Genomic DNA, 12,965 nt, shown 5'->3' on the forward strand with positions numbered 1-12,965 from the left:
ATCGTCCGTACATGCACACCCGGCCTGGTGCCCCGACCGGGCCGGCGCGGCGGCCGGTCAGGTCGTGGCCAGGCAGGCGGCCGGCAGCGGGAACCAGCGCAGCCGCTCGAAGTCGTCCGGCAGGCCGGGCGGGCTCAGGTCGATCTCGTCGGAGCGGGCCGCCAGGATGGCCCGCGCCTCCTCCAGGTAGCCGGGCAGGGCGTCCTCGCCGGCCCGCACGTGCGGGGCTGGCAGCGCGCCGGGGTCGTCGAAGCGCAGGTCGGAAAGGTGCAGCGGCGGCTCGGCGGAGTCGCGGTGGTGCCGCCACAGCCCGGTGCGGGGCTCGAAGCGGTAATCGGGCAACAGCCGGTGGCCGTAGCGGGCGGCCAGTTCGACGGCCTGGATGAGGTAGTCGCAGACCGCGTCGGAGACGAAGTAGTTGAAGTTGATGCGTACCCAGCCCGGTTTGATGCCCTGGCAGCCATGCCCGATCTCCTCCTCGAAGGCCCGCGAGCGCGCGGCGTCGATGGCCAGCAGGCGGTGGCCGTAGGGGCCGGCGCAGGAGCAGCCGCCGCGTGCCTGGATGCCGAACAGGTCGTTCAGCACCGCCACCACGTAGTTGTGGTGCAGGAACAGCTCCCCGGACCGGATGCGGACCGACACGATGGACAGCCGGCGGGAGTGCCGGTCGCCGAGGATCTCGATGTTCGGGCTGCTCTCCCAGCGTCGCAGGGCCCGCTGCCAGAAGCGTTCCTCACGAGCCTGGATGAGGTCGGTGCCGATGGCCTGCTTGAGCCGGAAGACCAGCCCGGCGCGGATCGACTCGACGATGGCCGGCGTGCCGCCCTCCTCGCGGGCGATCGCGTCGTCGAGATAGCGGTGCCCGGTGGGGTCCACGAACAGCACGGTGCCGCCGCCCGGCGCGGTGGGCACCCGGTTGCGGACCAGCTCGCGCCTCACCACCAGGACACCGGGCGTCTGCGGCCCGCCGATGAACTTGTGCGGCGACAGGAAGATCGCGTCCTTGTGGTCGTTCGCGCCGGGCGCGCCGGCGGCCATCCGGATCGGCACGTACGGCCCGGCTGCCGCGTAGTCCCAGAACGACAGCGCGCCGTGCTCGTGGAGCAGCGCCGCGATGCGCTCGGTGTCGGACAGGATGCCGGTCACGTTCGAGGCGGCCGAGAAGCTGCCGATCAGCAGCGGCCGGCCGGCGTGGCGGGCCAGCTGGGCACGCAGGTCGTCGCAGTCGATGTGGCCGTCGCGGTCCTCGCCGATGGCGACGGTGTCGGCGATGGACTCGCGCCAGGGCAGCTCGTTGGAGTGGTGCTCGTACGGACCGACGAACACGACCGGCCGCTCCTCCTCCGGGACCATCGGCGCGTACCGGCCGGGGACCCGCAGCTCGAGGATGCCGACGAGCTTGTTGACCGCCGCGGTCGCGCCCGAACCGCAGAAGATCACCAGGTCGTCCGGGCCACCGCCGACGGCGTCGTGGACGGCGGCACGGGCCTCCTCGCGTAATCGGCTGGTCTGCAGCCCGGTCCCGGAGCTCTCGGTGTGGGTGTTGGCGTAGCGCGGCAGGACGTGGTCACGGATGAAGTCCTCGATGAAGCCGAGCGACCGGCCCGAGGCGGTGTAGTCGGCGTAGATGATGCGGCGCGGTCCGTACGGGCCCCGCAGCACCTCGTCGTCCCCGATGACGCCGGCGCGGATGCGCTCCAGCAGCGGCGAGGTCGGCGGTGCGGAGGCGGATCGTTGTGTCTGCACCCGTCCAGGATCCCGCGCCCGCCCGCCCGGGCAACAGGCCACCGATCGCCCCTGGCCCTGACCTCGGCCTGCTTTCAGGCGTTCGCTCGGCGGAGGCGTTCGGCCGCCTGTGCCCAGAGTGCTCTGCCGGACACCGCGGTGTAGCCGTGCAGTGCTTCCCATCGGAGGTCGTGGGCCGCCGTCCACAGGCCGGCCGCCCACGCGACCTGCCGCTCTTCGGCGGTGAACCAGCGGCCCCGAGCGTCCTGATACGCGGCCAGGAACGCCTCGGTGCTCTCGATCGGCGGCATGGTGGCCGGTCCCATCTTGGGGAACACCGCGCTCGCGGCTCCCACCAGGGCGGCTTCCGGCTGCCATGCCAGGCTGTCCCAGTCGTGCACCGTCCACACCTGCCGGTCGTGCCACCGGAGGTTGTGCGCCTCGAAGTCGGCGTGGCCCAGCACGCGGGGCAGGTCGGCGGCCAGCATTCGCCGGCGGGCCCTGGCGGCCGTGTCCGTGACGTAGGCAGGTACGGGACTCTGGTCCATCTCGTCGAGCGACTCGATCGACGGCCACAGCCCGGGGTCCGGGTGATCCCACCGCACCCAGCGCGGATTCGGCAGCGGCGGCGTGACGGCGAGGTCCGCCAGCGCGGTCATCAGCCGGGCGAAGACCTCCGCGTAGCGCACGGCGTTGTCCGGCGCGTCTCCGTGCAGCACCTCTCCCCCGGGGCGGAACTCCTCCGCGTGCACGGCCAGGGCACCGACGCCGACGACCGGCGTGAGCGGGCGGGCGCAGGGGAACCCGTCGTCGGCCAGCCGGGCCTGCGCCGTGACACATGACCCCGCCCGGCCGTCGTCGTCGCGGGCCTTGACCACGACGTCCGTGCCGCCGGCCAGCCGGAGACCGAACACCGCCGACATCGATTGTTGCCGGAACAGCACGTCGGCGGGCCGGTCCCCGAGATGCTCAAGGCACCACGCCGGCAGCCAGTCCGGCAGATCGTCAATCGACACAGGGGAAACTGTGCCACAGGCGACAGGCGCCGCTCACCGGACCGACCCGATCGCGTCGATCACCAGGTCGGGCTGGGCGTGCTGCACGTAGTGGTCCGTGGTGCCGGCCACGACGACCCGGCCGCGGCTGGACAGCGCGGCGAGACGGCCCGCCTGATCGACCGCCGTCGCGGGCTGGCCCGAGGGGATGACGACCACGACGGGCAGCTCGCCCCACGCGCCTGGTCGTACCGTCGCGCGGACCTGGGCGGCGCTGTCCGCCGCGGCCCAGGCCTCGGCCCGGGCGGCGCCCATGCTGCCCGCGCCGTAGACGACGGGAGCGCTCGCCCGCGCCGCCGCCGTGGCCTCGGCGGGCACCAGCGTGTCGCCGAACAACCGCAGCACGCCGACGCGCGCCAGGACCTGGTTGACGGTGAACTGCGCGGCCAGGAGCGGGCGGGAGACCTGGAGGGCTTCGGTGGCGTTCTCGTCCGTGACGTCGATCAGCACGAGCCCGGCGGTCAGCGCGGGCCAGTGGTGCGCGAAGAGCCGCACGATCGTGCCGCCGTAGGAGTGTCCGACCAGGACGTACGGCCCCGCCTCGCCCGCCGCGGCGAGCAGCGCGCGCAGTTCGGCCGCGGCGCGGTCCGCCGTACGAGGGGCAGGGCCGTCCTCGCTCCAGGCGTAGCCCGCGCGGTCGTACGCGCACACGCGGCCGGGCAGTCCGCGCTGGATCATCTCCCAGCTCGCGCTCGACTCCGCCAGGCCGGCCTCCAGCACGACGGTCGGCGCTCCCGCGCCCGTGCAGTGGACGTGCAGCCGATGGCCGCCCACCGCGACCAGCCGCCCAGGCACGGGTGGGTCCCCCTGCCGGGCCACCGACTCGTAGCAGAACCCGGCGAGGGCCGCCAGCACGACCACCGCCGCGCACCAGGCGACGACCCGGCGCAGCACCCGGGCGGCCACAGCTCTCTTGGACACGTCACGAATCTAGGGACGCGATCGCCCGGCCACCTCGTCCTCCAGGACGAACCGCGCGTAGGAGAAGAGGCCAGGAAGCCTCATCCGTCAGGATCAGGCGACCCTCGCCTTCGACCGTGCCGGTTCCGGCGGGCGCCATCCCTGGCCACCGCGCAGCGCCACCAGCGTCGTCGGCCCCTGCCAGGCGTCGACCGACACCAGACGCAGCTCCACGGGGAGGTCGGCGGGGTGCCCGGTCGTGCCGGGCGGGTAGCTGAGGTCTTCTTGTCGCTCACTTGCCGGCCTCCTCGGCGAGGTTTGCCCGGATCCCGGCGACGATCATGACGCGGCGCAACATCATATGTGATGATCGTTACATAGTCTGGCGCATCAACGCGAGCGCGGCACATACTCCTGTTCCATGCCAAATCACGTGATCAACCGGCGGGCACTGCTGCGCGCCGGCATCCTCACCGGCGGCCTCCTGACCGGCGTGGCCTCCGCGAGCACCGCCGTATTCGCCCGCACCGCCCAGCCGGCGAACGGGACCGCGCCGGACCAGCGTCCCGCCACCCCGGACCAGGCATGGGCGACGCTGCGCGAGGGCAACCGCCGCTGGGTGGACGGCACCGCCACCCACCCGCACCAGGACGTCGACCGGCGCAGGGAGGTCGCGCAGAAGCAGGACCCGTTCGCGGTCGTCTTCTCGTGCATCGACTCCCGGGTCTCCCCCGAGTTAATCTTCGACACCGGACTGGGCGACCTGTTCGTGGTACGCACCGCCGCGCAGACCATTGACCCGCTGGTGACAGGCGCCGCCGAGTACGGCCCCGCCGAACTCGGCACCCCGCTCGTCGTCGTGCTCGGCCATCAGCGCTGCGGAGCCGTCACGGCCGCCGCGGAATCGCTGCACGAGCACAAGAAGCTGCCCGGCGAGCTGGACACGATCGCCTCCGCCCTGCGTTCGGCCTACAAGCGTTCGGGCGGCGACGTCGACAAGATGATCCGCATCAACACCATCGACGTGGTGAAGCAGCTCAAGAAGGACAAGCTCTTCGTGCCCCGCATCGCCAAGGGCCAGCTCAAGGTCATCGGCGCGTACTACTCCATCGACACCGGTGTGGTCACCCGCCTCGTCTGACCCGGTGGGAAGAGGGGTGCCCCGGCGGCCGGTTCCAGGGCCTTCACCCCGGCCCGGCCACTGTGGGCGGTCTCGGCTCCACCGTTCGAACGCCGGTCCGTAGCCGATCCGAAGGGATCCATAACTCCACAGCTCCAGGGTGAGGGTCAACCGTTCGCCGCGCCGCGGTGTTCTTGCCGACGTCCCTCCCCCGGTCCCCTGGAGCCCCTCATGCCTTCCCGCCGCTGGGCGGCACTGCCCGTGCTGCTGGTCGCGGTGTTCGTGACCACGCTGGACTTCTTCGTCGCGAACCTGGCCGTCCCGTCCATCCGCGCCGATCTGCGGGCCGGTGACGCCGCGGTGCAGTTCGTGGTCGCCGGGTACGGGCTGGCGTACGCGGCCGGGCTGATCACCTCCGGGCGGCTCGGCGACCTGTACGGGCACCGGCGGATGTTCCGCGCCGGGCTGGCGCTGTTCACGCTGGCGTCGGCGGGGTGCGGGCTCGCGGGCGAGGCCGCCTGGCTGGTGGCAGCCAGGGTCGCGCAGGGCGTGGCGGCGGCGCTGCTCGCGCCGCAGGTCCTCACGCTGCTCGGCGATCTCTACCGGGGCGCCGACCGGGCCACGGCCTTCCGCTGGTACGGCACGGCCGTCGGCCTGGCCGGGGTGAGCGGCCAGGTGATCGGCGGCGTGCTGGTGGCCACCGATCCGCTGGGGCTGGGCTGGCGGGCCTGCTTCCTGGTGAACGTGCCCATCGGCGCCGCGGCGCTGGCCGTGACGGGACGCCTGCTCCCCCGGCCCCTGCCGTCGCCGCCGCGGCCAGCCGCGCCCCCCGCCCGCCGAGCCGGGCTCGACCTGGGCGGGGCCGCGCTCGTGACCGCCGGGCTGGTGGCGATCGTGCTGCCCCTGATCGAGGGCCGCGAACAGGGCTGGCCGCCGTGGGCCTGGTGGTGCCTGGCCGCCTCCGTTCCGGTCCTGGTCGCGTTCGTCCGCCGTCAGCGGCGGGCGGCGGCCTCCGGGTGGACCCCGCTGCTCGACCTCGACGTGTTCGCGGACCGGGCGTTCGCCTGGGGCCTGGTCGCCGTGGGGCTGCTGTTCGGGACCTCGGCCGGGCTGTCGTTCGTGCTCGCCCTCTACCTGCAGGACGGCCTCGGCCTCGGCCCGCTCGCCGCCGGAGCCATGTGCACCGCGCTCAACGCGGGCTTCTTCGCCGCCTCTCTCCGGCCTGGACGCTTCGGCGCGCCCGTACTGCTGCTCGGGCTGTGCCTGCTGTACGAGGTCGTGGCACGCGCGGCGCAGCCGTACCAGGTGGCCTTGGCCCTCCTCGTGGTCGGGGCCGGGATGGGGCTGATCATGTCGCCGCTGCTCTCCTCGGTGCTGTCGGCCGTACGCCCCGCGCGGGCGGGAGCCGCGGCCGGGGTGCTCGGAACCGTTCAGGAGACCGGGGGCGTGCTCGGCTGCACGATCACCGGCACCGTCTTCTTCGGCGCGCTGGACGGCGGCGACTGGCGGTCCGCGACGCTGGCCGCGCTGTCCGTGCTGGTCGCGGGCGCGCTGGGCGTGCTGGCCCACGCCGCGCTGCGTCCCCGCGCCCGAACCCCGCTGACGGCGACGTCAGGCGGGCGGCACGATCACCGGCCGGATGGCGTGGAATGCCGGCGACCGTAGCGGAGCGCAGGCACCGGTTCCCCCAGGTCCCCCGGGGAAGGGCCGGGCGCCGGGACCCGTGCGGTGCGGAAGTCCGTGGTACGGCGCAGGCGGAAGCCGAGCCGCTCGTACAGGCGGATGGCGCCGACATTGGCGGCGGACGTGTGCAGGAACGGTGTCTCGCCCCGGTCCCGGATGCCCGCGGCGACGGCGAGGACCAGCCGGGTCGCCAGTCCGCGGCCTCGATGGGCGGGGTCGGTGCAGACGGCGCTGATCTCGGTCCAGCCCGGCGGCCGCAGGCGTTCGCCCGCCATCGCCACCAGCGCGCCGCCGTGCCGGATGCCGAGGTACACGCCGAGTTCGACGGTACGCGGCAGGAACGGCCCGGGTTTCGTCCGCTCGACCAGGTCCAGCATCTCCGGCACGTCCACCGGCCCCAGCCGGACCACGTCGGCGTCCGGCGCGCCGGCGACCCGCTCCCCGGTGAGCTGGACCCCTGGGATGTTCGCCACCTCCTCCCAGCCGGCCGGAAGCACCGACACCGCGCCGGGCACGGACACGTGTGCGCCGGGTCCGGCCAGCGCGGCCACGTCGTCCCAGTCGGCCGGACCGGGTTCGGCCGGCATCGACAGGAACGGGGAGACGTCGGGGGGATAGCGCAGCACGCGGCCGCGCCGTTCGGCGAGGTGGGCGTGCGTTCCGAGCAGGGAGGCCCGTGCCGGGTCGTCGAGGACGGCCAAGGAGGCGGCGGTCGTGGTCATGGCGCGACCGGGGTCAGCGGCGCCGCGGCGGCGCGCTGCCGGTCGCGTTCGGCGACCGCCTCGCGTACCAGCGGGATCACGTACCGTCCGAAGTCGATGGCGTCGTCCAGGATGTCGTAGCCACGGGCCGAGAGGATCTCCACGCCCAGGTCGTAATAGTCCAGCAGGGCCGCGGCGACGGTCTCGGGGGTGCCGACGAGTGCCGTCGAGTTGCCCGCGCCCCCGGTGGCCGCGGCGGTCGGCGTCCACAACGCGCGGTCGTGCCGTTCCCCCTTGGCCGCGACCTCGAGCAGCCGTTGCGAGCCGGCGTTCTGCGGCGGGCCGGACAGGCGGCGCCGGTTCGCCCCCACCCTGCGCAGGTCCCCCAGGATGCGCCGGGCCTTCTCCCACGCCAGTTCCTCGGTCGGCGCGATGATCGGCCGGAACGCCACCTGGAATCTGGGCACGTCATCGCGTCCCGCCCGCGACGCCGCCTCTTTCACGGAGGCGATCTGCTGCGCCGTCTCGGCCAGCGGCTCCCCCCACAGGCAGTAGATGTCGGCCTCCGCCCCGCCGGCCGCATAGGCGGCCGCCGACGAGCCGCCGAAGGACACCTTGGGCCGCGGCTGCTGCACCGGGAACACGTCCGAGACGAAATCCTTGAACGAGTAGTGCTCGCCCGCGTGGTCGAACGGCTCCCTCGACGTCCAGCCCTTCTTGACGATCTGGATGTACTCCCTGGTCCTGGAGTAGCGCTCGTCCTTGGTCAGGACGTCGCCCTCCCTGCCCTGCTCGTGGTCGTTGCCGCCGGTGATGAAGTGCACCGTCAGCCGCCCGTCGCTGATCTGGTCGAGGGTGGCGAACGTCTTGAGCGCGTACGTCGGATAGGACACGTTCGGGCGGTGCGCCAGCAGGATGCGCAGGTCCTCCACCCTGGTCGCCACGTAGGCGGCGACCTGCGCCGGATCCGGCGAGCCCGCGCCGTAGGCGAACAGCACCCGGTCCCAGCCGTACTCCTGGTGGGCGCGCGCGAGCCGCAGCGTGTACTGCTTGTCGAAGGAGGGACCGGAGCGCGGCGAGGTCTCCGAGCCGTCATTGGTCCCGCCGATCCCGAGGAACTCCACAGGCATGAGCCGAGGCCTTTCTGATGTCGTCAGCGACTATCAGCTCAACACAGCCCAGCAAAACCGTCAAGTCCTACTGGTTTAATGGGTTATTAGCGCAGCAGCGGCAGGAGCTGGTCGCCCTGGCGCCTGATCTCCGGCAGGTAGGGGGTGTCGGAGAGGACGAAGTGGGTGATGCCGAGGGCCTGGTAGGCGCGCAAGGATTTGGCCACGTCCGCGGCCGAGCCGACCAGCCAGGTGGTGCCCGCGCCGCCGCCCCCGAACCTGCCGGGGGCGGTGTAGAGGTTGTCGTCGAGCACCTCTCCCCGCGCGGCCAGGTCGAGCAGCCGCCGCTGGCCGACGGCGGCGAAGTGGTTCGGGTCGCGCGAGATGGCGCCTGCGGCCATCTTCTCGACCTTGGCCTCGGCGTCGGCCCAGGCCTGTTCGGTGGTGTCCCGCACCAGCGTGGTGACCCGCAGCCCGAACTCCAGCGGCGGGTGCTCGCGCCCGAGCTCGTCACTGAGGCGCCTGAGCCGCTCGATCCGCTCGGCCGTGTCGGCGAGCGGCTCACCCCAGAAGAGCTGGACGTCGGCCTCGGTGGCGGCCACCCTCTCCGCGGCTTCGGAGGCGCCGCCGAAGTAGAGCCGGGGGTGGCGGCGTTCGCCCCGGACGACCGTGCGCGGCGCCACGGTGGAGCCGCTGACGCTGAAGTGCTCGCCGCGGTAGGTGACGTTCTCCTCGGTCCACAGCTTGCGCACGATCCGCATGAACTCCTTGGTACGGGCGTAGCGGTGCGCCTGGTCGCCTTCGCTGTCGCCGTACGCCGCCAGGTCGTCCTTGCCCGACACGACGTTGACCAGCACCCGCCCCCCGGTGAGATGGTCGAGGGTCGCGGCGGCGGAGGCGAAGTTGGCCGGACGCCAGTAGCCGGGCCGGATCGCGATCAGCGGCTGGAACGTCGTCGTCCGGGCGGCCAGCGCGGTGGCGACCGTGAAGGTGTCGGGCCGCCCCCAGCCGGCGCCGATGAGCGCCCCGCTCCACCCGTGCTCCTCCAGCGCCCTGGCCTGGCCGCTGAGGGTCTCCAGGCTGTTGTGGTCGGTGACGACGTCGTCGCCGCGGTGCCCGGGCTGCGCCTGGTTGGGGATGTACCAGAGGAACTGGAGGCTCGTCATGGGGTTCTTCCTGTTCTGCTCAGAGAGCCGCGACGCCATATTCCATCTTTTCCTATTGATTTTAGGGGGAATTTTGCGGAGGATTCCGGACTGAGACCCACGTCACAGGGAGGCATCTCATGAGCGCGCAAGAACCCCCCGAGAGCCGTGCCGCGTTCAACGAGGACTGGGCCGCCACCATCCTCGGCCTGGCCCTGCTCGTCCTGATCCTCGCCGGCGTCATCCCGCCGGGGCTGGTGCCGTGATGACCACCCCGATCTCCGCCGGCGCCCGCACCTGGCAGTGGAGCGCACTGGGCGTGCTGGCCGTCCTCCTCCTGGGCGCCGTCACGAGATTCCTGGAAAAGGGCGTTCCCTCCTGGTTCGAGGGCTCGGCCCTGGCCAAGGCCATCGAGTTCCCCGTGTACGCGATCGCCCTGGGCCTGCTCGGCAACGCCGTGCTCACCGCCTCCGGGTTACGGGAGCGGCTGGCGGGCGGCTTCCGTACCGAGTTCTTCATCAAGACGGGGCTGGTCCTGCTGGGCGCGTCGATCAACCTCAAGCTGATCGTGACGGCCGCCGGACCCGCCATCGTCCAGGGCATCGTGCTGATCAGCACGGTGTTCCTGTTCACCTGGTGGCTGAGCGGCAAGCTCGGACTGGACGACAGACTCCGAGCCCTGCTGTCGGCCGCCGTGTCGATCTGCGGGGTGAGCGCCGCCATCGCCGCGGCCGGGGCCGTACAGGCCAAACGCGAGCAACTCGCCTACAGCGCCAGCCTGGTCATCGCCTTCGCGCTGCCGTCCATCTTCATCCTTCCCGCTCTCGCCTCCCTCCTCGGGCTGAGCCCGCAGGTGGCCGGCGCCTGGATCGGCGGCAACATCGACACGACCGCCGCGGTGACCGCCGCGGGCACCATCGTGGGCGAGGACGCGCTGGCCATCGCCACCATCGTCAAGGTCACCCAGAACGCGCTCATCGGCGTCGTGGTGCTGGCGCTGACCGCCTGGTTCGCCTTCCGGGTCGAGCGGCGCCCCGACGCGCCCCGTCCCGGCCTGGCCGAGTTGTGGCGGCGCTTCCCGAAGTTCGTGCTCGGCTTCCTGGCCGCCTCGGTGATCGCGACCTGGTACCTGACCACGGTCGCCGCGGACGAGGGCAAGGCCGTCATCGGCGTCGCCAACGACCTGCGCACCTGGTTCCTCATCCTGGCCTTCGTCAGCATCGGCCTGGAGTTCCGGGTGTCGGCGCTGCGGGAGGCCGGCTGGCGGCCGGTCATCGTGTTCGCGACCGCGACGGTCGTCAACGTGCTCGTCGCCCTCGCTCTGGCCGGCCTGCTGTTCTCAGGGTTCACCACCGGCTGACACCTGGCGCGCTCAAGGTCGGCCATTGCGCCCACGATCGACCGTTGTGACTTCTCCACCGCCCATGCCCACCGCCGCCGTCCCCGTTCAGGAGCACCTCGAGCCCCGCGTCCCGCCGGGGAAAGGACCGGCCGGGACGAGGCCGCGGACGACGGCGAGGTGGGGGGTCACGGGAGGTCGACGCGGGTGACGGAGAGCGTGCCGTCCGCGCCGAGATCGTTGAACAGGACCGCTGAGCCGTCCGGGGCGAAGACCGGGTGGGGGTGGGCGGGGTGGCGGGTCGCGCGGGTGCGGGCGAGCGGCGTCGTACGGCCCTCCGCCAGGTCCACCAGCAGCACGTCGGCGACACCGTCGGCGCCGTCCCAGCCCTTGCCCGGCCGGTCCGCGGGTCCGGTCGTGTCGACCACCGCGAGCGTGCCGTCCCGGCTGATGTCGCAGTGCCAGTAGCGGTCGCCGCGCGACAGCAGGCGTCCTGAGGGCTCGTCCGGGGAGGTCCAGTAGAGGCCGCGCGGCTCGGCCGGGCTGACCCCGTAGGCCACGACCACCGCACCCACCGCGTGATGCGCCCACCGCTCGTGCCCGAAGCACAGCCCCTCCGGTTGCTTGAGCACGCACCGGCCCTCGGGCATCTCGACGGCGTGCCGCGCCCACACGCGATCGGGCACGGTCTCCGTGGGTCCTTCGTGGGAGAAGCCGATCCACTCCTCGTCGGCAGGGCAGTAATGGGCGTGGTTCGCCCACCAGTCGCGGGTGTGCAGCTCGCGAACGCCTCCGGTGTCGACGTCCATCTCGAGCAGCGTGTACGCCCCCGGCGACTCCTCGGAGAACAGCACCCGATCGCCGGACGCGCTGATGCTCACCAGCCCCTGCAAAGTACGGCCCGCCGGCGCGCGATACACGGTCTCGGGCTCCGCGGCGTGATCGGCGAGGTCCACGACGTGCAGCGCGTCGTCCCACACCGCGGCCAGCCGTTCCGCCGCACGCGCGACGTCGAACCAGACGGTCCCCTCCTTCGCGCAACGGTCCGGCAGCCCGCACACCTCTCGCGGGTCCGCCTCGCCGGGGCTCCGCCAGGCCACGCTCGCGAACCCGGTCGCCAGCCGGTCGGGATCCCAGCGGGTGACGACCAGCCTCTCCCCGCCGGCGTGGAAGCCGTTGGCGTGGGGGTAGGTCAGGTGCGCGCCTGTCGAGATGTTCATCGGTGAATCCTTCCTTCGTGGGTGTTCACTAGGCTGTGGGTGTGCGTGGACGGATCGTCAGCCGGTCATGACAGCGCGGCGACCTGCCGGCTGGGCCCGATATCTGACGCCGGCGCCGGAGTCCTTCCGGCTCGGCCTCGTGTGCCTGGGTGTCGGCGCCATCGAGGGCAAGGTCGTGTCGCAGCCCGACCGCACCCTGGAGTCGTACGCCGCCGTGCTGGTGACCGGGGGGCGCGGCCGGCTGCGGTGGGACGGCCGCCGACACGACGTCGTCGCGCCGGCCATGTTCTGGCTCCCGCCGGGCGTCCGGCATGCCTACGCGCCGGACCCACCGGGATGGAGCGAGTGGTGGGCGCTCTTCGACGGTGACGCGACCCAGGTGTACGAGCGGTTCGGTTACATCGATCTGGACCGGCCCGTGCGGCGCCTGCACGACACCGGCGCGCTCGAGGCCGCCTTCCACACGCTGGCCAGGGCGAGCCGGCCGGACGATCCGCGCAGCGACGTGGAGGCGGCCGGCGCCATGCACCAGCTGATCGCCGCAGCCTATAGGTCGATCTCCGCGGCGGAGCCGGCCCAGAGCCCGGTGCTGCGGTCCCTGCTGAGCGAGGCGTACCGCCCGGTGTCCGTGGAGGATCACGCCGGCCGCCTCGGCATGTCGGTGACCGCGTTCAGGAACGCCGTACGGCGTGCCGCCGGCTGCGGCCCCAAGGAGTACGTGCTCCGGCTGCGGCTCAACCGCGCCAAGGAACTGCTGGTGAGCACGGAGCTGCCGGTCGCCGCGATCGGCAGGCGCGTCGGATACGACGACGCCGGTTACTTCAGCCGCCTCTTCACGCGCAGGACCGGGATCGCGCCGAGCCGGTTCCGCGAGAGCCGGCGCCGGATGGGTGGAGCCCCGCGACCCTGGGCTCCGCAACCCTGAGCCCCGCCGCTCTGAGCCCCGCCGCTCTGAGCCCCGCGGCCGT

At 72.7% G+C, this 12,965-nt stretch carries 12 protein-coding genes; 5 read left to right on the forward strand and 7 right to left on the reverse strand.

Annotated elements, in window-relative coordinates; translation table 11 throughout:
- Positions 1-57: 57 nt before the first annotated feature.
- The 3 genes from H4W80_RS17830 to H4W80_RS17840 form a co-directional block, all read right to left on the reverse strand.
- Positions 58-1,746, reverse strand: coding sequence for an aminotransferase class V-fold PLP-dependent enzyme (locus tag H4W80_RS17830; protein WP_318786919.1), 1,689 nt, complete (start codon positions 1,744-1,746; stop codon positions 58-60).
- Positions 1,747-1,820: 74 nt separating this feature from the next.
- The gene (locus H4W80_RS17835; RefSeq protein WP_192786130.1) at positions 1,821-2,741 is read right to left on the reverse strand and encodes a phosphotransferase; all 921 of its coding nucleotides are present in this window, start codon (positions 2,739-2,741) and stop codon (positions 1,821-1,823) included.
- 33 nt (positions 2,742-2,774) lie between these two features.
- Positions 2,775-3,701, reverse strand: a complete 927-nt coding sequence (locus H4W80_RS17840; RefSeq protein ID WP_192786131.1) for an alpha/beta fold hydrolase — start codon at positions 3,699-3,701, stop codon at positions 2,775-2,777.
- A 400-nt stretch (positions 3,702-4,101) separates the two neighbouring features.
- Here H4W80_RS17840 and H4W80_RS17845 point away from each other — a divergent pair, with 400 nt between their 5' ends.
- A complete protein-coding gene (locus tag H4W80_RS17845; protein ID WP_192786132.1) occupies positions 4,102-4,821 on the forward strand; it encodes a carbonic anhydrase in 720 nt (239 codons plus the stop codon).
- A 210-nt stretch (positions 4,822-5,031) separates the two neighbouring features.
- A complete protein-coding gene (locus tag H4W80_RS17850) occupies positions 5,032-6,465 on the forward strand; it encodes an MFS transporter (protein ID WP_192786133.1) in 1,434 nt (477 codons plus the stop codon).
- Here the strand turns inward: H4W80_RS17850 and H4W80_RS17855 are convergent.
- The 3 genes from H4W80_RS17855 to H4W80_RS17865 form a co-directional block, all read right to left on the reverse strand.
- Entirely contained in the window at positions 6,429-7,205 is a 777-nt protein-coding gene (locus tag H4W80_RS17855) for a GNAT family N-acetyltransferase (protein ID WP_192786134.1), read from the reverse strand. The two genes, H4W80_RS17850 and H4W80_RS17855, sit on opposite strands and share 37 nt — an antisense overlap.
- On the reverse strand, positions 7,202-8,314 hold the full coding sequence (locus tag H4W80_RS17860; RefSeq protein WP_192786135.1) for an LLM class flavin-dependent oxidoreductase: 1,113 nt from the start codon (positions 8,312-8,314) through the stop codon (positions 7,202-7,204). The genes H4W80_RS17855 and H4W80_RS17860 overlap by 4 nt, the downstream gene beginning before the upstream one ends.
- An 86-nt stretch (positions 8,315-8,400) precedes the next feature.
- Positions 8,401-9,459 (reverse strand): LLM class flavin-dependent oxidoreductase, encoded by a 1,059-nt coding sequence (locus tag H4W80_RS17865; RefSeq protein WP_192786136.1) that lies wholly within the window; start codon positions 9,457-9,459, stop codon positions 8,401-8,403.
- 119 nt (positions 9,460-9,578) lie between these two features.
- Here H4W80_RS17865 and H4W80_RS62725 point away from each other — a divergent pair, with 119 nt between their 5' ends.
- Entirely contained in the window at positions 9,579-9,704 is a 126-nt protein-coding gene (locus tag H4W80_RS62725; protein ID WP_264085988.1) for a hypothetical protein, read from the forward strand.
- Positions 9,704-10,798: a YeiH family protein gene (locus tag H4W80_RS17870; RefSeq protein ID WP_192786137.1), complete on the forward strand. Its 1,095-nt coding sequence runs from the start codon at positions 9,704-9,706 to the stop codon at positions 10,796-10,798. Before H4W80_RS62725 ends, H4W80_RS17870 begins: the two co-directional genes overlap by 1 nt.
- A 167-nt stretch (positions 10,799-10,965) precedes the next feature.
- Here H4W80_RS17870 and H4W80_RS17875 read toward each other — a convergent pair whose 3' ends face one another.
- Positions 10,966-11,997, reverse strand: a complete 1,032-nt coding sequence (locus tag H4W80_RS17875) for an oligogalacturonate lyase family protein (protein WP_192786138.1) — start codon at positions 11,995-11,997, stop codon at positions 10,966-10,968.
- Between the two features lie 67 nt (positions 11,998-12,064).
- Here H4W80_RS17875 and H4W80_RS17880 point away from each other — a divergent pair, with 67 nt between their 5' ends.
- The gene (locus H4W80_RS17880) at positions 12,065-12,922 is read left to right on the forward strand and encodes an AraC family transcriptional regulator (protein ID WP_192786139.1); all 858 of its coding nucleotides are present in this window, start codon (positions 12,065-12,067) and stop codon (positions 12,920-12,922) included.
- Positions 12,923-12,965 lie beyond the last annotated feature (43 nt).

Origin of the sequence: Nonomuraea angiospora (genome assembly GCF_014873145.1) — a bacterium.
GTDB lineage: Bacteria > Actinomycetota > Actinomycetes > Streptosporangiales > Streptosporangiaceae > Nonomuraea > Nonomuraea angiospora.